Source organism: Enterobacter sp. KB-280D8 (genome assembly GCF_041399405.1).
Classification (GTDB): Bacteria; Pseudomonadota; Gammaproteobacteria; order Enterobacterales; family Enterobacteriaceae; genus Enterobacter; species Enterobacter cloacae_N.
This window is the reverse complement of sequence record NZ_JBGKEC010000002.1, coordinates 701,344-720,605: the sequence shown is the minus strand read 5'-3', so window position 1 is coordinate 720,605 and position 19,262 is coordinate 701,344. Positions and strand designations below refer to the sequence as shown.

At 58.0% G+C, this 19,262-nt stretch carries 17 protein-coding genes; 6 read left to right on the top strand and 11 right to left on the bottom strand.

Features of this window, described 5'->3' with window-relative positions:
- Positions 1 to 84: 84 nt before the first annotated feature.
- Both ybaL and AB8818_RS08910 read right to left on the bottom strand, forming a co-directional pair.
- The gene (gene ybaL / locus AB8818_RS08915) at positions 85 to 1,761 is read right to left on the bottom strand and encodes a YbaL family putative K(+) efflux transporter (RefSeq protein ID WP_192983382.1); all 1,677 of its coding nucleotides are present in this window, start codon (positions 1,759 to 1,761) and stop codon (positions 85 to 87) included.
- Positions 1,762 to 1,993: 232 nt separating this feature from the next.
- Complete coding sequence (locus AB8818_RS08910) at positions 1,994 to 3,214, bottom strand: MFS transporter (RefSeq protein ID WP_163330446.1); 1,221 nt, start codon at positions 3,212 to 3,214, stop codon at positions 1,994 to 1,996.
- A 169-nt stretch (positions 3,215 to 3,383) separates the two neighbouring features.
- Here AB8818_RS08910 and ushA point away from each other — a divergent pair, with 169 nt between their 5' ends.
- Positions 3,384 to 5,036 (top strand): bifunctional UDP-sugar hydrolase/5'-nucleotidase UshA, encoded by a 1,653-nt coding sequence (gene ushA / locus AB8818_RS08905; RefSeq protein ID WP_116341542.1) that lies wholly within the window; start codon positions 3,384 to 3,386, stop codon positions 5,034 to 5,036.
- Positions 5,037 to 5,131: 95 nt separating this feature from the next.
- On the opposite strand, the gene ybaK is transcribed toward ushA, so the two are convergent.
- The 3 genes from ybaK to copA form a co-directional block, all read right to left on the bottom strand.
- Positions 5,132 to 5,611 (bottom strand): Cys-tRNA(Pro)/Cys-tRNA(Cys) deacylase YbaK, encoded by a 480-nt coding sequence (ybaK, locus tag AB8818_RS08900; protein WP_163331038.1) that lies wholly within the window; start codon positions 5,609 to 5,611, stop codon positions 5,132 to 5,134.
- A gap of 198 nt (positions 5,612 to 5,809) precedes the next feature.
- The gene (locus AB8818_RS08895; protein WP_192983380.1) at positions 5,810 to 6,604 is read right to left on the bottom strand and encodes a TraB/GumN family protein; all 795 of its coding nucleotides are present in this window, start codon (positions 6,602 to 6,604) and stop codon (positions 5,810 to 5,812) included.
- 50 nt (positions 6,605 to 6,654) lie between these two features.
- Entirely contained in the window at positions 6,655 to 9,153 is a 2,499-nt protein-coding gene (copA, locus tag AB8818_RS08890; RefSeq protein WP_192983377.1) for a copper-exporting P-type ATPase CopA, read from the bottom strand.
- 108 nt (positions 9,154 to 9,261) lie between these two features.
- On the opposite strand from copA, the gene cueR reads away from it, so the two are divergent.
- Positions 9,262 to 9,672 (top strand): Cu(I)-responsive transcriptional regulator, encoded by a 411-nt coding sequence (cueR, locus tag AB8818_RS08885; protein WP_080328025.1) that lies wholly within the window; start codon positions 9,262 to 9,264, stop codon positions 9,670 to 9,672.
- Here the strand turns inward: cueR and AB8818_RS08880 are convergent.
- From AB8818_RS08880 to AB8818_RS08870, 3 genes are all read right to left on the bottom strand, one after another.
- Positions 9,669 to 10,121 (bottom strand): NfeD family protein, encoded by a 453-nt coding sequence (locus AB8818_RS08880; RefSeq protein WP_116341534.1) that lies wholly within the window; start codon positions 10,119 to 10,121, stop codon positions 9,669 to 9,671. The two genes, cueR and AB8818_RS08880, sit on opposite strands and share 4 nt — an antisense overlap.
- A complete protein-coding gene (locus AB8818_RS08875; protein WP_061099000.1) occupies positions 10,118 to 11,032 on the bottom strand; it encodes an SPFH domain-containing protein in 915 nt (304 codons plus the stop codon). Before AB8818_RS08875 ends, AB8818_RS08880 begins: the two co-directional genes overlap by 4 nt.
- A 110-nt stretch (positions 11,033 to 11,142) precedes the next feature.
- Positions 11,143 to 12,000 (bottom strand): hypothetical protein, encoded by an 858-nt coding sequence (locus tag AB8818_RS08870; protein WP_192983374.1) that lies wholly within the window; start codon positions 11,998 to 12,000, stop codon positions 11,143 to 11,145.
- Positions 12,001 to 12,246: 246 nt separating this feature from the next.
- Here AB8818_RS08870 and fetA point away from each other — a divergent pair, with 246 nt between their 5' ends.
- Together fetA and fetB are read left to right on the top strand one after the other, a co-directional pair.
- Positions 12,247 to 12,918: an iron ABC transporter ATP-binding protein FetA gene (gene fetA / locus AB8818_RS08865; RefSeq protein ID WP_116341530.1), complete on the top strand. Its 672-nt coding sequence runs from the start codon at positions 12,247 to 12,249 to the stop codon at positions 12,916 to 12,918.
- Complete coding sequence (fetB, locus tag AB8818_RS08860; RefSeq protein WP_116341528.1) at positions 12,911 to 13,693, top strand: iron export ABC transporter permease subunit FetB; 783 nt, start codon at positions 12,911 to 12,913, stop codon at positions 13,691 to 13,693. Before fetA ends, fetB begins: the two co-directional genes overlap by 8 nt.
- Positions 13,694 to 13,742: 49 nt before the next feature.
- Here the strand turns inward: fetB and AB8818_RS08855 are convergent, their stop codons facing one another.
- Genes AB8818_RS08855 through tesA form a run of 3 tightly spaced genes read right to left on the bottom strand, consistent with a single transcriptional unit; the run spans position 13,743 to position 16,079 of the window.
- The gene (locus AB8818_RS08855) at positions 13,743 to 14,597 is read right to left on the bottom strand and encodes a co-chaperone YbbN (protein ID WP_192983372.1); all 855 of its coding nucleotides are present in this window, start codon (positions 14,595 to 14,597) and stop codon (positions 13,743 to 13,745) included.
- 59 nt (positions 14,598 to 14,656) lie between these two features.
- A complete protein-coding gene (locus AB8818_RS08850) occupies positions 14,657 to 15,466 on the bottom strand; it encodes an SDR family oxidoreductase (RefSeq protein WP_192983370.1) in 810 nt (269 codons plus the stop codon).
- The gene (gene tesA / locus AB8818_RS08845; protein WP_061098994.1) at positions 15,456 to 16,079 is read right to left on the bottom strand and encodes a multifunctional acyl-CoA thioesterase I/protease I/lysophospholipase L1; all 624 of its coding nucleotides are present in this window, start codon (positions 16,077 to 16,079) and stop codon (positions 15,456 to 15,458) included. The genes AB8818_RS08850 and tesA overlap by 11 nt, the downstream gene beginning before the upstream one ends.
- Here tesA and ybbA point away from each other — a divergent pair.
- Entirely contained in the window at positions 16,050 to 16,736 is a 687-nt protein-coding gene (ybbA, locus tag AB8818_RS08840; protein ID WP_041912055.1) for a putative ABC transporter ATP-binding protein YbbA, read from the top strand. The genes tesA and ybbA overlap by 30 nt on opposite strands.
- On the top strand, positions 16,733 to 19,147 hold the full coding sequence (gene ybbP / locus AB8818_RS08835) for a putative ABC transporter permease subunit YbbP (protein WP_163331044.1): 2,415 nt from the start codon (positions 16,733 to 16,735) through the stop codon (positions 19,145 to 19,147). Before ybbA ends, ybbP begins: the two co-directional genes overlap by 4 nt.
- The last annotated feature ends 115 nt before the right edge of the window (positions 19,148 to 19,262 follow it).

The window sequence follows — 19,262 nt, the reverse complement described above, 5'->3', positions numbered from 1 at the left end:
CGGCAACCTGTGGTTGCCGTTTTTAGTGTTTGTTCCCTCTCCCTGTGGGAGAGGGTTAGGGTGAGGGCATCAGGCCGCACCAAATTACCCCGTAACAGCCTCTTCAGCCGGCGGTTTCGCCAGCAGCGTCAGCATCGTATTCGCAATTTCGCGCTCGCCCATCACCACCTGATTTGCACCGCGCTCGGTAATGTACTCCACCTCGTCGTCATAGTGTGCACGGGCGATAATCTCAATTGTTGGGCACTTTTCGCGCGCGGAGGCCACAATCTCGCCCGCTTCATAGCCGTTCGGAATCGTCAGCAATAGCCAGCGGGCACAGTCCAGATGCGCCAGCTCCATGATCTCTTCGTTCGCCGCATTGCCCAGCACCGCGCGAATACCGCGCTCGCGCAGTTCGTCGACGCGGGTGCGCGACGTTTCTATCACCACCAGCGGGATCCCTTGCGCCATCAGCTTCTCACCGAGCAGGCTGCCGACGCGGCCAAAGCCCACCAGCAGGGCATGGTTACAGATATCTACCGGGATCTGCTTCTCTTCCTCGATGGCCTCTTCAAGCGTTTGTTCTTCCAGCGTTTCGGTTTTATCGAGGTATTTTTCCAGCAGGGCAAACAGTACCGGGTTCAGCATAATCGACAGAATCGCTCCCGCCAGCACCAGATTTTGCCCGGCCTGCGGCAGCAGGTTGAGGGCCATACCCAGACCGGCGAGGATAAAGGCGAACTCACCAATCTGCGCCAGGCTGGCGGCGATGGTCAAAGCCGTCCGCGGGGAGTGGCCGAACATCCGCACCAGGAAGAAGGCGGCGAGCGACTTACCAAAGATGATGATCGCCAGCGTGCCCAGCACGGCCAGCGGCTGGTGAATCAGAACCATCGGATCAAACAGCATGCCGACGGAGACAAAGAACAACACGGCGAAGGCGTCGCGCAGCGGCAGGGTATCGTGCGCCGCGCGGTGGCTCAGCTCGGACTCGTTCAGCACCATCCCGGCGAAGAACGCGCCCAGGGCAAAGGAGACATCAAACAGCTCGACAGCGCCAAAGGCAATACCCAGCGCCAGCGCCAGCACGGAGAGGGTAAACAGCTCGCGGGAGCCGGTCGCCGCGCTGCGGGACATGATCCACGGCACCAGACGCCGGCCCACCAGCATCATGATGGCGATAAACGCCACCACCTTGCCGATGGTGATGCTCATGTCCAGCGCCAGCGAGGCGAAGCCGATGTTCTCTTTTTCCATCATTCCGGCGACGGCGGGCAGCAGGACCAGCGTCAGCACCATCACCAGATCTTCCACAATCAGCCAGCCGATCGCGATCTGCCCGCGCTGGCTGTCTATCAGTTGCCTCTCTTCAAGCGCGCGCAGCAGCACCACGGTACTGGCGGTTGAGAGGCACAGCCCAAATACGATGCCGGTCATCAGCGACCAGCCAAGCACTGCGGAAAGCGCCATCCCCAGCAGCGTCGCCACCCCTATCTGGGCGATCGCTCCTGGTATGGCAATCGACTTTACCGCCATCAAATCCTTCAGGGAGAAGTGCAGACCGACGCCAAACATCAGCAGGATCACGCCCAGTTCTGCCAGCTCAGGCGCCAGTTTGGTATCCGCCACGAAGCCTGGCGTGAAAGGTCCCGCCAGTACACCCGCTAACAAATAGCCGACAAGAGGAGAAATACGCAGCTTATTGGCAATCATGCCAAGGATAAAAGCGAGCACAAGTCCACCAACAATGGTGGTAATAAGCGGTGTGGCGTGGTGCATTCCGTCTCCTTTCGTGGTGGGTGTTCCATTTTTGGCGTGAATACCAAAAAGCCAGGTAATAGTTTATGACAATTTTTACCCTTATGTTTATGAATAATTGTTGAAGTTTGAATAAAACGGCAATATGCACGTAAAAAAGCGCATATTGATAAATTCAGTGAGGGGATAAAGAGGAAACCCTTATGGCGTAAGGGGGGAAGGTAGCCAAAGTAAAACTTTAGCTACCCGTAATTCAGGATTTATGACGGTTATCAGGCAGGAATATGGTTAACATCCCAAGAAGCGGCAGGAAAGCGCAGATTTTATAAACCAGGAAAATGCTGGTGTGATCCGCAACCATCCCTAACACCGCTGCGCCAAGCCCTCCCATGCCGAAGGCGAAACCGAAAAAGAGTCCGGAAACCATACCGATCCGGCCAGGCAGCAGCTCCTGGGCATAGACCAGAATGGCGGAAAAGGCGGAAGCGAGGATAAAACCAATAATCACGGTTAAAATCCCCGTCCATTCAAGGCTCGCGTACGGCAAAATAAGGGTAAACGGTGCCACGCCGAGGATAGAGCCCCAAATGACATATTTACGGCCAATCTTATCCCCCACCGGCCCGCCAATGACCGTACCTGCCGCAACGGCGAACAGGAAGGCAAACAGGTGGAACTGCGCATTCTGAACCGATAATCCGAATTTTTGCATCAGATAAAAGGTGTAATAGCTGCTGATGCTCGCCATATAGAAATATTTCGAGAAAATTAGCACCAGCAGCACAGAGACGGCCAGGATAACCTTATTGCGCGGCAGGGGATTGATAACCTTCGCTTTAGGTTTCCCTTTATTCACGCGATGCTGAGCGGCATACCAGCGGCTGATCTGCGCCAGCACGATAATAGCCAGCAGCGCGGCCAGCACAAACCAGGCCACGTTGCCTTTGCCGTACGGGGCGATAATCACCGCCGCCAGCAGCGGGCCGAGGGAGCTACCGAAGTTGCCCCCAACCTGGAAGAGTGACTGCGCCAGCCCGTGACGACCACCGGAAGCCATACGCGCCACGCGGGAGGATTCCGGATGGAAGACGGACGAGCCGGTGCCCACCAGCGCCGCGGCAATCAACACCGTTTCAAAACTCCCCGCCATGGCCAGCAGCACCAGCCCGCTTAAGGTAAAGCACATGCCTATCGGCAGCGACCACGGCATCGGGTATTTATCCGTCCAGTAGCCCACCACCGGCTGTAGCAGCGAAGAGGCGAGCTGGAAGGTCAGGGTGATCATCCCGATCTGTACGAAGGTTAACGAAAACTCGGACTGCAGCAGCGGGTAGATTGCCAGAATCAACGACTGGATCATGTCGTTGAGCAGGTGCGAGAGGCTGATTGCGCCTAAGACTTTAAAAGAGGTGCGCGATGCTGGCGGCGACGCCGGCGCGCCCGGAACGGGCTGGGTTGATTCACTGATTGCCATAGAGAGAAGTACCACGTCTTTAGTTATTAGAGATGCAGGGTGTAATTATTATCCGACTAACATACCCGCGTGTGACATTTGAAGAAAGTCGCAATTCTGAAAACTTATTTGTCTATTCTTGTTAGTCACTGTAATTTTTGCCTTTGTCTATTGGTCAGGGAGAGAGAAGATGAAGTTAATGAAGCGAGGCGTCGCGCTGGCGCTCATCGCCGCATGGGGGCTGACAAGCCTGCCCGCGCAGGCGTATGAAAAAGATAAAACCTATAAAATCACTATCCTGCATACTAACGATCATCACGGCCATTTCTGGCGCAGCGAATACGGCGAATACGGCCTGTCGGCGCAAAAAACGCTGGTGGACGGCATTCGCAAAGAGGTGGCGGCCCAGGGCGGCAGCGTGCTGCTGCTGTCGGGGGGCGATATCAACACCGGCGTGCCGGAATCCGATTTACAGGACGCTGAACCCGATTTCCGCGGCATGAATTTAATCGGTTACGACGCGATGGCCGTGGGTAACCACGAGTTTGATAACCCGCTGAGTGTGCTGCGTCAGCAGGAGAAATGGTCCAAATTCCCGTTCCTCTCCGCCAATATTTATCAGAAAAGCACCGGCGAACGTCTGTTTAAGCCGTGGGCGCTGTTTAAGCGTCAGGATCTCAAAATCGCGGTCATTGGCTTAACCACCGACGATACGGCAAAAATCGGCAACCCTGAGTTCTTCACCGATATCGAATTCCGCAAACCGGCAGACGAAGCGAAGCTGGTGATTCAGGAGCTGCAGCAGAACGAAAAGCCGGACGTGATTATCGCCACTACCCACATGGGACACTACGATAACGGCGAGCACGGCTCCAATGCGCCCGGCGACGTGGAGATGGCGCGCAGCCTGCCGGCAGGCTCGCTGGCGATGATTGTGGGTGGTCACTCACAGGATCCGGTGTGTATGGCTTCCGAAAACAAAAAGCAGGTGGACTACGTGCCGGGCACGCCATGCGCGCCAGACCGTCAGAACGGTATCTGGATAGTACAGGCGCACGAGTGGGGTAAATACGTGGGTCGGGCGGATTTTGAGTTCCGTAACGGCGAGATGAAGCTGGTGCGCTATCAGCTCATTCCGGTCAATCTGAAGAAAAAAGTAACCTACCCGGACGGGAAAAGCGAGCGGGTACTTTACACGCCAGAGATTGCTGAAAACCAGCAGATGCTCTCCCTGCTGACGCCGTTCCAGAATAAAGGCAAGGCGCAGCTGGACGTGAAAATCGGCACGCTGAACGGTCGTCTGGAAGGGGACCGCAGCAAAGTCCGCTTCGTGCAGACTAACATGGGCCATCTGGTGCTGGCGGCGCAAATGGCGCGCACGAATGCGGACTTTGGCGTAATGAGCGGCGGCGGCATTCGTGACTCCATCGAAGGTGGAAACATCACCTACAAAGACGTCCTGAAAGTGCAGCCGTTCGGCAACGTGGTGGTGTATGCGGATATGAGCGGGAAAGAGGTCGTTGACTACCTGACCGCCGTGGCGCAGATGAAGCCGGACTCGGGTGCCTACCCGCAGTTTGCCAACGTCAGCTTTGTGGCGAAGGACGGCAAGCTCAACGATCTGAAAATCAAAGGTGAGCCGGTCGATCCGGCGAAAACCTACCGTCTGGCGACGTTAAGCTTTAACGCCACCGGCGGCGATGGCTATCCGCACATCGATAATAAACCGGGCTACGTAAATACCGGCTTTATCGATGCGGAAGTGCTGAAGCAGTACATCGAGCAGAATTCGCCGATTGACGTGAACGCGTATGAGCCGAAGGGCGAGGTGAGCTGGCAGTAGAGCGGGTTGTTTTTTTGCCCGGTGGCGCTGCGCTTACCGGGCCTACGGGTCAAAATGTAGGCCGGGTAAGGCGTAGCCGCCACCCGGCTTTTCTTTTACTCCCGGCGCGCAATATCCGCAAACTTCGCGTCCAGCATTTTCGCCAGATCGCCCGCCGCCAGCTCGATATCCAGCCCGCGTTTGCCGCCGGATATAAAGATGGTTTCAAACTCCTGGGAAGGCGCATCAATCAGCGTCGGCAGGCGTTTTTTCTGTCCGAGCGGGCTGATCCCACCCACCAGATAGCCCGTGGTGCGTTGCGCAACTATCGGGTCGGCCATATCCACCTTCTTCGCCCCCAGCGCTTTGGCGACTTTCTTCAGATCCAGCTGTCCCGCCACCGGGGTAACCGCCACGGCGAGGTGCTTCATATCACCATTCACCGCGACCAGCAGCGTTTTATAGACCTGGTCAGCGTTCAGCCCCAGCTTTCGCACCACTTCATCACCAAAGTTGGTTTCGTTCGGATCGTGATCGTAGGTGTGGATCCGGAAAGAAATGTTGTGTTTTTCGAGTAATTTAACGGCGGGAGTCATAGCTATCCTTCTTACGACAGACAATTCATGCGGCCAGCATACGCCTGACGTTTGTCTAAAAAATAGCACCATCTTGCGCAATAGTGTTGGAAGTGATGGTCACTTTGAGCGACAATCGGCTCAGCCGAAGGTCACTTCGGTATAATAAAAACGATGAAATTCCTCTTTGACGGGCCAATAGAGATATTGGCCATTTTTTTATTTCAACAGCGACGGCAAATTCCCTTCGCCGTATAAATGCAGCGCCCCGACCGCCACCACGTATTCCCCCGCAGGTAAAGCATGCAGCGTCTCTCGCCAGGCTTTGTTGCGCGCATTCATCAGCACATCATACAGCGATTCGCTGAACGTCGACGGTAACGCCAGTTTACCGTCCGCGGGCGGTGCATCCAGCCACCAGCCAATCATGGTCTGCAGCAGGCGCGCGTTGGTGTGCCAGTGGGTGAGGGTATCATCCAGCAGCATCAGACCGTCATCAGGAAGCTGGCGCAGGAGCGCAATCTGGCTGTCCGTCCCTTCCAGCTCGATGATGGGCACACGGCGCGCCCGCGCCACGTTCAGCAGCTGGTAATCAATGCCGTAATCACCGCGCAGGCCCAGACGCTGCGCCTGCGTGGCCTGCAGTACCATGGCAATTTGCCACAGCGGCAGGGTATCAATCATGGGGAGCGACACGCCAGTTTCATCCGCGACGCGCGTCAGTTCCGCAAGCTGGGCCTCATTCAGACGTTCCGCCAGTGGGAGATCGCTTTCAAGCCCGGCAAACGGCGACTCGTGGCCGGAAATGTCCGCCTCGACGACCAGCGCGTCGGCGCGCTTCAGGCGTTTTATCAGACCGGGTGGCAGGGGTGACATCCCCTGCGTGCCCATATGGATGCTGCCGACCAGGTGAAGGTGTTGCCCACCCGGAAGCGTAATATCCATACCGGGCCAGTCATAGCGGCGGGGGAAGAGGGCGCGAAACGATGCTTTTATACGATTAAACAGACTCATACGCGCTCCATGACCGGAAAGGGTCATGCTAGCGCGTACGAGAACAAGGTTCAATCTTTCGGTTTAAACCGCAGCAGACGGTTGGCGTTGCTCACCACGGTGATGGACGAGAGCGCCATCGCAGCACCCGCAACAACCGGGTTCAGCAGGGTGCCGGTCAGCGGCCACAAAATGCCTGCGGCAACCGGGATACCGAGCGAGTTATAAATAAATGCCCCCAGCAGGTTCTGCTTCATGTTGCGCAGCGTGGCTTTCGAAATGGCCAGCGCATCGGCAACGCCCATCAGGCTGTGGCGCATCAGCGTAATGGCGGCGGTTTCAATGGCGACATCGCTCCCGCCGCCCATGGCAATCCCCACGTCCGCCTGGGCCAGCGCCGGGGCATCGTTGATGCCGTCGCCCACCATCGCCACCTGGCGACCCTGACTTTGCAGGTTCTTGATGGCGTCCGCTTTGCCATCCGGCAGCACGCCCGCAATCACCTCATCTATACCGGCTTCTTTCGCGATGGCGTTGGCGGTGGTCGGGTTGTCCCCGGTCAGCATCACCAGACGGTAGCCCGCGCGGTGCAGTCGCTGTAAGGCATCCACGCTGTCCTGGCGAAGCGGATCGCGCACGGCCAGCAGCGCGGCAGCGTTGCCATCCACCGCCAGCAGAACCGGGGTGGCGCCCTGAGAGGCCTGCGCTTTCAGCTCATCTTCCAGCGCGGACGTATCAACACCGTTTTCATTGAGCAGCGCCTGGTTACCCAGCAGCAGCGCGTGGCCGTCGGCTTCACCGCTGACGCCTAGCCCGCGCAGGGTGCGGAAATTGCTGACCTGCGGCAGGGCAGAAGCATTCGCCTTATCGAGAATGGCGCGGGCCAGCGGGTGGCTGGAACCCTGCTCCAGCGCGGCGGCAAGGCGCAGCGCGTCCTCTTCTGCAATGCCAGCGGTGCTCACGGCCACAACCTGCGGTTTGCCCTCGGTTAGCGTGCCGGTTTTATCAAAGACAATGGTATCCAGCGTGCTCGCCCGCTGCAGGGCATCCGCATCACGGACCAGCACGCCAAACTCGGCGGCGCGTCCGACGCCGGAGATAATCGACATCGGTGTCGCCAGGCCAAGGGCGCACGGACAGGCGATGATCAGCACCGTGGTGGCGATCACCAGGGTGTAAACAATCTGCGGTGCCGGGCCGAAGAAATACCAGATAGCCGCGCTCAGCAGGGCAATGCCGACCACCACCGGCACAAAAATGGCCGAGATTCTGTCAGCAAGCTGGCCAATTTCCGGCTTGCTGCTCTGCGCCTGGCGCACCATGCGGATAATACGCGACAGTGTTGTGTGGCTGCCGACGGCGCTGGCGGTAAACAGCACGCTGCCGTCCTGCACCACCGTGCCAGCATGAACGGCGTCGCCGTCTGATTTCTGCTGAGGGATAGGCTCGCCGGTCAGCATCGCTTCATCCAGCCAGGCTTCGCCCTGGGTTATCTTACCGTCAACGGGAACGCGATCGCCCGTCGTCAGGCGCAGCGTCATGCCGGGCTGAACCTCGGCCAGCGGGACGCTTTTTTCCCCGTCGTCCGTAACCACGCGGGCCGTCGGCGGGGTTAAATCGAGCAAGCGTTCCAGCGCTTTCGAGGAGCGCTGACGGGCGCGGGCTTCCAGCATATGGCCCAGGTTAATCAGGCCGATAATCATCGCGCTCGCTTCATAATAGAGATGCCGCGCTTCCATCGGGAACCACTGGGGCCAGACGTTCACGCTCATTGAATAGAGCCACGCCGCGCCGGTACCGAGCGCGACCAGCGTATCCATCGTCGCAGTGCGGTTTTTCAGGCTCTTCCAGGCGCTGGCATAGAAATGCCCGCCTGCAAAGACCATGACCGCCAGAGTAATCAGGCCTATCGCCAGCCACAGCGTGCGGTTTTCAGCGGTGACCATCATGTTGTCACCCATCATGCCCCAGACCATCACCGGAATACCGACCAGCAGGGCAACGATCGCCTGCCAGCGGAAGCGCTTCATGGTGGCGATAGCCGTTTCCTGCTGGCGCTCGCGGCGCTCGGCATCGTCTTCGATGGCCTCCGCCCCGTAGCCCGCTTTCTCAACGGCCTGTACTAAATCTGCGGCGGAGGCACTGCCCATCACCAGCGCAGTACGCTCCGCAAGGTTGACCCGTGCCTGCGCGACGCCCGGTACGGCCTGCAAGGCGTTTTGTACCCGAGAGACGCAGCTGGCGCAGCTCATGCCGTTGATCAGCAGCTGTTGGCTGTCATCAATATCATCAGCTGCCGGAAGCTCAGGAGTGGCCGCTGTCAGTGCTTCCGACGGGGATGATGACTCTGCCAGCGGTTTAGCCTTTGGGTGGCTTAACTCCGCCCCGTAACCGGCCTGTTTAATGGTATCAATCAGCGCGTCGGCGCTGGCGCTGCCGGTTACGGCGGCATGATCGATAGTCACTTCAGCGCTTTCCACATCAGGACGCTGTTCCAGGCTTTCTTTCACGCGTTTGACGCAGTGGCCGCAGGAGAGGCCGTCCAGCGTAAGGTCGATAGTGTGAGACATAACAAAACTCCCGTATAATATATTGGTCAGTTGTTGACCGGAGTAACGCTTTTCGCTAACTGTTATGAAGGTTAAACCTTCCATCAAGGGGAAGGTCAAGGGGGAAAAGTGAATATCAGTGACGTGGCAAAAAAAACGGGCTTAACCAGCAAGGCAATCCGCTTTTATGAAGAGAAGGGGCTGGTGACGCCACCGCTGCGCAGTGAAAACGGCTACCGCAGCTATACGCAGCTGCATCTCGATGAACTGACGCTGCTGCGCCAGGCAAGACAGGTGGGGTTTAACCTGGAAGAGTGCGGCGAGCTGGTTAACCTGTTTAACGATCCGAAGCGCCACAGCGCCGACGTAAAAAAACGCACGCTGGAAAAAGTGGCAGAGATTGAACGCCACATCATCGAGCTGCAGGCGATGCGCGAACAGCTGTTGCAGCTGGCGGAATCCTGTCCGGGGGATGACAGCGCCGACTGCCCGATTATCGATAATCTTGCCGGCTGCTGCCATCGCAAAACCCACGCTTAGCAGGCTTTCACCCGCAGCGTAATGCCTTCCACCGCAATGACCTCAACCTGTGTTCCGGCGCTGAGGTCGTTGTCGGCCACCACCGGCCACGAGCTGTCGCCCACGCGCATATGCCCGCGCCCGTTCACCAGCGCGGCGTCGAGCGTAAAGCGCTTGCCGATAATCTGCTGTCCGCGCTGGTTAAGATGCGCGTCCAGCGGTTTCTGCTCTTTTACCTGGCGGTTAAGCCAGCGCCACCACAGCCAGGCGGCGACCAGCGTCAGCACGGCAAACAGCGCGCCCTGCCACGCCCAGTCCAGAGGAAGGATCCAGACCAGCAGGCCAGTAATGACAGCGGCAACACCGCTCCAGAGCAGGTAGCCGTTGCCGCCCAGCATTTCCGCCGCCAGCAATAAGCCACCGAGGCTTAGCCAGAAGGCATGAGGATGTGCAACGATGAGCTCAATCATTTTTTACGCTCGTTTCCGCTGTCTTTGATCAGTTCGGCGATCCCCGCGATAGAGCCCATCAGGCTGCTGGCGTCCAGCGGCATCATCACCACTTTGCTGTTGTTCGCGGAGCCGATCTCTTTCAGCGCATCGGTATATTTTTGCGCGACGAAGTAGTTCACGGCCTGAATGTCCCCGGCGGCAATCGCCTCGGAGACCATCTGCGTCGCACGGGCTTCCGCTTCTGCGGAACGTTCACGCGCTTCTGCCTGCAAGAACGCGGACTGACGGTCGCCTTCGGCTTTCAGGATCTGCGACTGTTTTTCCCCTTCCGCTTTGAGGATCTCCGCCTGACGGACCCCTTCGGCTTCCAGAATATAGGCGCGCTTGGTGCGCTCGGCCTTCATCTGGGCGTTCATGGAGGCGATAAGCTCAGCCGGCGGGCGCACGTCGCGGATCTCAATACGGGTAACTTTGATCCCCCACGGGTTCGTGGCCTCGTCGACAATGTGCAGCAGGCGGGTATTGATGCTGTCGCGCTGGGAGAGCATCTCGTCCAGCTCCATCGAGCCGAGCACGGTACGGATGTTGGTCATGGTCAGGTTGACGATCGCCAGCTCCAGGTTGCTCACCTCATAGGCCGCTTTCGGGGCATCAATCACCTGAATAAAGCAGACGGCATCAATGGTGACGTTGGCGTTATCTTTGGAGATCACTTCCTGAGAGGGGATATCCAGCACCTGTTCCATCATGTTGATCTTGCGACCAATTCTGTCCATGAACGGGATAATCAGGCTTAAGCCGGGCTGCAGCGTGTTGGTATAGCGGCCGAAACGCTCTACGGTCCACTGATAACCCTGCGGGACAATTTTGACGCCTGCGCCCACAATAACCAGCGCAACGAATATTAGGACGGGAACAACGATGAGCATAAAAACCTCCTGTTTTGCATGCTTTGGTGAGAAAAAGAGCGTGTTTGCTATTCGTAAGTATATCGGCTAATGGGCTAAAATTCGCCCCGTCTGGCGGGCGGGGCGGTGTGTCAGTGGTAGCTGTAGGTAAAGTCAGCGATCAGCGCATCGTCACCCGCATCAGCGATGGCTTTCGACAGGCCGTGATAGAAGGTTTCCAGCCCAATCTCTTCTACCTGCTGCAGCTGCTCACGGATCGGTGCGCAGAACAGTTCCGCATTGCCTGCGCCAACGCGCTTGTTGTTCGGCGGAAGTTGACCGGTGATCCCTTTGAACCAGGTGCGTACCGCGCCTTTCAGAGAGCTGGGCGCGTCGTTGACGGCGTCGTGTCCCGTCAGAATTTGCAGCGTCGGGAACTGGTCTGCACACACTGCCGTTTTCATGCGCGCATAAAACTGGCTGAAGAGTTCGAAAGACTGCAGATCGGTGACTTTGGGTTTGGTCGTTTTGCCCTGAACGTTGCCTGTCTTTTTCGCTGCGGGCTGCGCGGGCGCCAGCTTATTAAGCTGCAGATCGAACAGCAGGTTCGCGTGTTCGCGTCGTTTGCTTACGTCCGGGAAGCGTTCGATAAACGCGCGGATAAATTCCGGCGTCATCAGGTCAGCAAAATCATGGTTGACCAGCCACTGGCCGCGGGCAAACTCACCGGGAGACTGGAACCAGGCCGGAACCTTGCCCGGCTCGAACTCTTTGACATTTCCTTTGCCGTCGATTTCAACGAAGCGAGTGCCGTTGTCAAACGCAAAGCGGCAATTCTTCAGCTGAATGACCGGCTTCATCTTCAGCAGGCCCTTAACAAACCGGACAAGCTCTCCCCCGAACACATAAGCCGTAACGGATTCTGAAGCAATAGCGGCAAGAAGCTGATCGATGGTTTTCACGCCAGGTTCAAGTTCAGAAAACTCATAAAAAGTGTGAATATTAGACATTCTGGTACTTCCTTATTGTGTTGCGGGCAGAGCTTAACACCACTTTAACGAATGTTCTAAACCAGGGATGCGGAAGTGTCGCTAAGGTCACGGCGTAAACTGTAAAGCGAAAGTGTAAAGCATGTCTAATGAATGCACGTTAAACACAATAGGAAGTCTTGGTGGCGAAAGGGGGCGCTAAAACGCGTTGTGACGAACGTGCGGCACGGATTATGCTAATAACGCTCGGTGGTTACTGGAAAAAATATGAACAACGAAAATGCAGTTTTGCAGATAAAGGACGTTGGCTTTCGTGTCGCGAATAACACGATCCTTCAGCACGTCGGCTTTAACCTTTCTCCCGGTGAGTTCAAGCTAATAACGGGGCCGTCAGGCTGCGGTAAAAGTACATTACTGAAGATTGTGGCCTCACTTCTGAGCCCAACGGAGGGGACCATTCTGTTTGAAGGGCAGGATATTGCGTCCCTCTCTCCGGAAAGCTATCGCCAGCAGGTCTCTTATTGCGTACAAACGCCAACGCTTTTTGGCGACACGGTTTTTGACAACCTGATTTTTCCGTGGCAAATCCGCAATAAAACGCCGGAGCCGGAAAAATTCATCAACGATCTGGCCCGTTTTGGCCTGGCGAAGGAGACGCTGACCAAATCCGTCAGTGAGCTCTCGGGCGGAGAGAAGCAGCGCGTCTCGCTGATCCGTAATCTGCAGTTCTTACCGAAAGTATTGCTGCTGGATGAAATCACCAGCGCGCTCGATGACGCCAACAAACGCAACGTCAACGAGATTATTCATCGTTACGCCCGCGAGCAGAATATTGCCGTGCTGTGGGTGACGCATGACTCAAACGAAATTACCCATGCGGATGACGTGATTACGCTCCAGCCGCACGGCGGGAAAATGCAGGAGGCCAACCGTGGGTGAGCATAACATTACCAATGAATCTCTGGCGTTTTCGATGGTGCTGGTGCTGATTGCAATTGTGGTCAGCTACCGGGAAAAGCTGGGGCTGGAAAAAGATATTGTCTGGAGCATCTGCCGCGCGGTGATTCAGCTCATCATCGTCGGCTATGTGCTTAAGTATATTTTCAACGTCAACCACGCGGTGCTGACGCTGCTGATGGTGCTCTTTATCTGCTTTAACGCGGCGTGGAACGCGCAGAAACGCAGTAAATATATTGATAAGGCGTTTATCTCGTCGTTTATCGCGATTACCACCGGGACGGCGCTCACCCTGGCGGTGCTGGTGCTCTCCGGCTCGATTGAGTTTACGCCGATGCAGGTTATCCCTATCTCCGGGATGATTGCCGGGAACGCGATGGTGGCCGTTGGGCTTTGCTACAACAACCTCGGCCAGCGTTTCAGCAGCGAACAGCAGCAGCTGCAGGAGAAGCTAAGCCTGGGGGCGACGCCAAAGGTGGCCTCGGCGCGGCTGATCCGTGAGAGCATTCGCTCATCGCTGATCCCTACCGTGGATTCAGCCAAAACGGTGGGGCTGGTGAGCCTGCCGGGCATGATGTCGGGGCTAATCTTTGCCGGTATCGATCCGGTAAAAGCGATTAAGTATCAGATCATGGTGACGTTTATGCTGCTTTCCACGGCGAGCCTGTCAACCATCATTGCCTGCTACCTGACGTATCGGAAGTTCTACAACGCGCGTCACCAACTGGTGGTGACGCAGTTGAAAAAGTCGGCGTAAACCGTCTTTTGTAGGCCCGGTAAGGCGGAGCCGCCACCGGGCTTTTTTATCAGTACAGCAGCGCATACAGCTGACGACGATACTTCGACGCCAGCGCGTCTCTGGTGCCCAGCGCGGCCAGGATCTCCTGGAACATCTTGCGCGCCTGGCCGTCTGCGGCAGCCAGATCTTTCTGCAGGTGGCTGAACAGCAGCTCCAGCGCCTCTTCGTTACGTCCTACCTGATGCAGCTGCAGCGCCAGCTGGCTTGCCAGCGCGGCATCCGCCGGGTTGTCGGCGACCTGCAGCTGCAGCTGCTGAATTTCCGGGGTGTCCGCTGCCTGCTTCAGCAGCTCAATCTGCGCTACCAGTCCCTGATAGCGGGTGTCCTGATCCTGCATTGGAACCGTCTTGAGCACGGCTTCTGCGTCTTCTGAACGGTGCAGGGCAATCTGCGTTTCCGCCAGCAGCAGGCCAATCTGGCTGTTCTGGTTCGACAACTGCCACGCCTCTTTCAGCAAAGGCAGTGCTTCGTCGTATTTGCCTTCCTGCATCAGCGCCATGCCTTCCTGCGCTTTAAGCTCTTCTTCGCGCGGCAGCACCTTATCCAGCAGGGCGCGGATAGCCTCTTCCGGCTGCGGTCCCTGGAAGCCATCAACAGGCTGACCGTTCTGGAACAGGTAGACGGTTGGAATGGCGCGCAGACCAAACTGCGACGCGACCATCGGCTCGGCGTCACAGTCCAGCTTAGCGAGAATAAACTGCCCGTTGTACTGGGCGGCAAGGCTTTCCAGCACCGGCGTCAGCTGTAGACAGTGCTGGCTGCGCTCAGACCAGAAGTAGAACAGCACCGGTTTGGTCATTGACTGTTCGAGGACCTGTTGCAGGTTTGCTTCAGTAATATTGACGATATTCTGTACGGACATGCGGCTTTCTCTTTTGTCGGTTTGTTCTTTACATGGGGGATAAGCGTCGTCGCTTCAACTCAACCCTGTAAAATTTTGTCCATTATCCTGCCCGGCAGCAGGCGCTTTAACCAGCCTACGGCATGGGTGACCAGCGTCACCGGGTAGCGCATCTTCGGATGTTCACTCTCAAAAGCATGGCGCACTTTGGCAACCACCGCCTCTGGCCCGAGGGTAAAGCGTGCGGCAATGCCGGGGTTTTCGACCGGCTTATCCGCCTGCGTCTGGTTAACGTTCTCGGTAAAGCGGGTGCGGATCGGGCCGGGCTCAATCAGGCTGACCTTGATGCCGCTGTGGCGTAACTCCATGCGCAGGGCATCGGACCAGGCTTCCAGCGCATATTTACTGGCGGCGTAGGCGCCGCGCCCCGGGGTAGAAATCAGCCCCATCACTGACGATGTCATTACGATGCGCCCTTCGCCGTGCGGCAGCATGGCCGGGAGCAGACGCATGGTGAGCTGATGCACGCCAAAGAAATTGGTTGAAAACTGTTTCTCCAGCGTTTCACGCGAGAGCGTATCCAGCGGGCCATATACGCCGTAGCCGGCATTGTTAAAGAGCCCGTACAGACGATTGTCGGTCAGGGCTATCACCTCGTCGGCGGCGCGTTCAACGCTCTCCGGCGAGTCCATATCCAGCTGTACGCCGGTGAAGCCCATTGCGTTCATGCGCTCGACATCGTCAGGCTTGCGGCAGGCTGCCAGCACCCGAAATCCCTGGCGCTTTAATTCGAGCGCGCTTTCAAGACCGATTCCGCTGGAACATCCTGTAATTAAGACCGATTTTTGCATAACTTTACCTGTCAGGAACTCCGCTGAATTACGAGTCATGTTTAACTAAAGGAGCCAGCCGCGTTGCCATCCAGTCGGCAATAAACGGCTGCGCATCGCGATTGGGGTGGATACCGTCGTCCTGCATCCACTGGGGTTTGAGATAGACCTCTTCCATGAAAAATGGCAGGAGCGGAATATCAAACTCTTTGGCAAGCTTAGGGTAGATCGCGCTAAAGGCCTCATTATACCGACGACCGTAGTTGGCGGGCAGGCGAATTTGCATCAGCAGCGGCTGGGCGTTTGCCGCCTTGATGTCCTGCAAAATGGTGCGCAGCGTTTGCTCGGTTTGCTGAGGCTGGAAGCCGCGCAGGCCGTCATTACCGCCCAGTTCAACCAGCACCCAGCGCGGCTGATGCTGCTTGAGCAGCGCAGGCAGGCGCGACAGCCCTTGCTGAGAGGTATCGCCGCTGATGCTGCCGTTGACAACGGTCGTCTTGCTTTGCCATTTATCATTAAGCAGAGCCGGCCAGGCCGCGCTGGCCGCCATGCGGTAGCCCGCGCTCAGGCTGTCGCCAAGAATCAGTAACGTGTCCGCTGCCGCCGCGCGGAAGGTCATCAGCATCAAAAACAGGAAGGGCAAATGCCAGCGGAAAACAGTGTTGAAGTTCATCGTCTTAAGAAGTCCGTCGGTCAGGGGGAGCAGGAGCTTTCAATCCTTACCGGAGTTGAACTCGTTGTCAAACGCGCCGAAACCATCGCGCTGATTGGCGAATCCGGTTCCGGCAAGTCCACGCTGCTGGCGATTCTGGCCGGTCTGGATGACGGCAGCAGCGGCGAAGTCCACCTTGTCGGGCAGCCGCTGCACCAGCTTGATGAAGAGGCGCGAGCCGCGCTGCGCGCGCGTCATATCGGCTTTGTCTTTCAGTCCTTTATGCTGATCCCGACGCTGAACGCGCTGGAAAACGTCGAGCTCCCGGCGCTGCTGCGCGGCGAAAAGAGTCGCGAAAGCCGCACGCATGCGAAGGCGCTGCTGGAACAGCTCGGTCTGGGCAAGCGCCTCGACCATCTTCCCGCCCAGCTTTCCGGGGGCGAGCAGCAGCGCGTGGCGCTGGCGCGCGCCTTTAATGGACGCCCCGAGGTGCTGTTTGCCGATGAGCCCACCGGCAACCTTGACCGTAAAACCGGCGACAAAATTGCTGACCTGCTGTTTTCGCTGAACCGTGAACATGGCACCACGCTTATTCTGGTGACGCACGATCCGCAGCTGGCCGCCCGCTGCGACCGTCGCCTGCGGCTGGTGAACGGTATCCTTCAGGAGGAAGCATGATTGCCCGCTGGTTCTGGCGCGAGTGGCGCTCGCCCTCGCTGCTGATTGTCTGGCTGGCGTTAAGCCTGGCGGTGGCCTGCGTGCTGGCGCTCGGCAGCGTCAGCGACCGCATGGAAAAAGGGCTTAGCCAGCAGAGCCGCGAATTTATGGCCGGGGACCGGGCGCTGCAAAGTTCGCGTCCCGTCCCGCCTGGCTGGATTGAGGAAGCGCGCAAAGAAGGGCTGAAGGTGGGGGAGCAAATCACCTTCCAGACCATGACCTTCGCGGGAGACACCCCGCAGCTCGCCAGCGTGAAAGCCGTGGACGACGTCTACCCGATGTACGGTGAATTACAAACCAGCCCGCCGGGGTTAAAGCCGATGCCCGGTACGGTGCTGCTGGCATCGCGCTTGATGGCGCTTCTGAACCTGAAACCCGGCGACAGTATCGACGTGGGCGACGCGACGCTGAAAATCGCCGGGGAAGTGGTGCAGGAGCCCGACTCCGGCTTTAACCCGTTCCAGCTTGCGCCGCGCCTGTTGATGAACACCGCGGATGTTCCGGCAACCCATGCCGTCCAGCCGGGAAGCCGCGTGACCTGGCGCTACAAGTTTGGCGGCACGCCTGCCCAACTTGAGGCGTATGAAAAATGGCTTCTGCCGCAGCTCAAGCCGGAGCACCGCTGGTACGGGCTGGAGCAGGACGAGGGGGCGCTCGGTAAATCCCTGGAGCGTTCTCAGCAGTTCCTGCTGCTGTCGGCATTGTTGACCCTGCTGCTGGCGGTGGCGGCGGTTGCCGTGGCGATGGGGCATTACTGCCGCAGCCGCTACGACCTGGTGGCGATCCTTAAAACCCTCGGCGCGGGGCGCAAGCAGCTGCGCAAGCTGATCGTTGGCCAGTGGCTGATGCTGCTGGTGCTGTCGGCATTCAGTGGCGGGATAATGGGGCTGCTGTTTGAAAAGCTGCTGATGGTGATGCTGAAACCGGTACTCCCGACCGCATTGCCCCCAGCCAGCCTCTGGCCGTGGCTGTGGGCGATTGGCGCGATGACGGTGATTTCGGTGCTGGTGGGGCTGCGTCCGTACAGGCTGCTGCTCGCGACGCAGCCTCTGCGCGTGCTGCGCAATGATGTGGTGGCGAACGTCTGGCCGCTGAAGTTCTATCTTCCGGTGATTATTGCCGTCGCTGTCGGGCTGCTGGCCTGGCTGATGGGCGGTAGCACGCTGCTGTGGGCGGTGCTGGCCGGGGCGGTTGTGCTGGCGCTGCTGTGCGGCGTGCTGGGCTGGATACTGCTCAACGTTCTGAAAAGGCTGACGGTAAAATCCCTGCCCGTGCGGCTTGCGGTCAACCGCCTGCTGCATCAGCCCTGGTCAACGCTAAGCCAGCTGTCGGCTTTTTCTCTGTCGTTTATGCTGCTGGCGCTGCTTTTAGTGTTGCGCGGGGATCTGCTGGATCGCTGGCAGCAGCAGCTTCCCCCGGAAAGCCCGAACTATTTCCTGATCAACATCGCACCGGAACAGGTCGCGCCGCTGAAGGGCTTCCTGTCGGAGCATCACATTATCCCCGAGTCGTTCTACCCCATCGTTCGCGCGCGTCTGACGCAGATCAACGGCCAGTCAACCGAGGGGAACAAGGACGAGTCGCTGAACCGCGAACTGAACCTGACGTGGCAGGAGAAACGTCCAGACCATAACCCGATTACGGCCGGTAGCTGGCCGCCGAAAGCGGGGGAGGTGTCTATGGAAGAGGGGCTGGCGACGCGCCTGAAGGTGAAGCTCGGGGACAGCGTGACCTTCACCGGTGATACCCAGGATTTTACCGCGAAAGTTACCAGCCTGCGTAAAGTGGACTGGGAAAGCCTGCGGCCAAACTTCTTCTTTATCTTCCCGCCGGGCGCGCTGGACGGACAGCCGCAGAGCTGGCTGACCAGCTTCCGCTGGGAAAACGGCAACGGCATGCTGACGCAGCTTAACCGGGAATTCCCGACGGTCAGCCTGCTGGATATTGGCGCGATCCTGAAACAGGTGGGGCAGGTGCTGGAGCAGGTCAGCCGCGCGCTTGAGGTCATGGTCGTGCTGGTGACGATCTGCGGCGTGCTGCTGCTGCTGGCTCAGGTGCAGGTGGGCATGCGCCAGCGTCATCAGGAGCTGATAGTTTACCGCACGCTCGGGGCGGGTAAGCGCCTGCTGCGCATGACCCTCTGGAGCGAGTTTGCGCTGCTGGGGCTGGTGGCGGGTCTGGTCGCGGCGATTGGCGCTGAGACGGCGCTGGCGGTGCTGCAGACAAAGGTCTTCGACTTCCCTTGGGAGCCTGACTGGCGCCTCTGGTTGATCCTGCCTCTATGCGGTGCGGTGCTGCTTTCTCTTTGCGGAGGCTGGCTCGGCACGCGACTGTTAAAGGGTAAAGCGCTGTTCCGTCAGTTTGTGAGTTGATTTAGCACGGTGATAGTTACGCGCCGGGTTTTAATGCCGGCGCGTAATGTTTAAATAGCACAAAGTGATAATACCCACTCATTTAGTAGCACAAAACATTAAAAACCCGTCCCCA

Excerpts from the sequence above, each read along its gene's own strand:
- AB8818_RS08850 (WP_192983370.1), bottom strand. The coding sequence starts at position 15,466 with ATGACTCGTAATTCAGCGGAGTTCCTGACAGGTAAAGTTATGCAAAAA.
- ybaK (WP_163331038.1), bottom strand. The coding sequence starts at position 5,611 with ATGACTCCCGCCGTTAAATTACTCGAAAAACACAACATTTCTTTCCGG.
- tesA (WP_061098994.1), bottom strand. The coding sequence starts at position 16,079 with ATGAACTTCAACACTGTTTTCCGCTGGCATTTGCCCTTCCTGTTTTTG.
- copA (WP_192983377.1), bottom strand. The coding sequence starts at position 9,153 with ATGTCTCACACTATCGACCTTACGCTGGACGGCCTCTCCTGCGGCCAC.
- AB8818_RS08870 (WP_192983374.1), bottom strand. The coding sequence starts at position 12,000 with ATGTCTAATATTCACACTTTTTATGAGTTTTCTGAACTTGAACCTGGC.
- ybbP (WP_163331044.1), top strand. The coding sequence starts at position 16,733 with ATGATTGCCCGCTGGTTCTGGCGCGAGTGGCGCTCGCCCTCGCTGCTG.
- ybaL (WP_192983382.1), bottom strand. The coding sequence starts at position 1,761 with ATGCACCACGCCACACCGCTTATTACCACCATTGTTGGTGGACTTGTG.
- AB8818_RS08855 (WP_192983372.1), bottom strand. The coding sequence starts at position 14,597 with ATGTCCGTACAGAATATCGTCAATATTACTGAAGCAAACCTGCAACAG.
- AB8818_RS08910 (WP_163330446.1), bottom strand. The coding sequence starts at position 3,214 with ATGGCAATCAGTGAATCAACCCAGCCCGTTCCGGGCGCGCCGGCGTCG.
- AB8818_RS08875 (WP_061099000.1), bottom strand. The coding sequence starts at position 11,032 with ATGCTCATCGTTGTTCCCGTCCTAATATTCGTTGCGCTGGTTATTGTG.
- AB8818_RS08880 (WP_116341534.1), bottom strand. The coding sequence starts at position 10,121 with ATGATTGAGCTCATCGTTGCACATCCTCATGCCTTCTGGCTAAGCCTC.
- ybbA (WP_041912055.1), top strand. The coding sequence starts at position 16,050 with ATGCCAGCGGAAAACAGTGTTGAAGTTCATCGTCTTAAGAAGTCCGTC.
- AB8818_RS08895 (WP_192983380.1), bottom strand. The coding sequence starts at position 6,604 with ATGAGTCTGTTTAATCGTATAAAAGCATCGTTTCGCGCCCTCTTCCCC.
- fetA (WP_116341530.1), top strand. The coding sequence starts at position 12,247 with ATGAACAACGAAAATGCAGTTTTGCAGATAAAGGACGTTGGCTTTCGT.
- ushA (WP_116341542.1), top strand. The coding sequence starts at position 3,384 with ATGAAGTTAATGAAGCGAGGCGTCGCGCTGGCGCTCATCGCCGCATGG.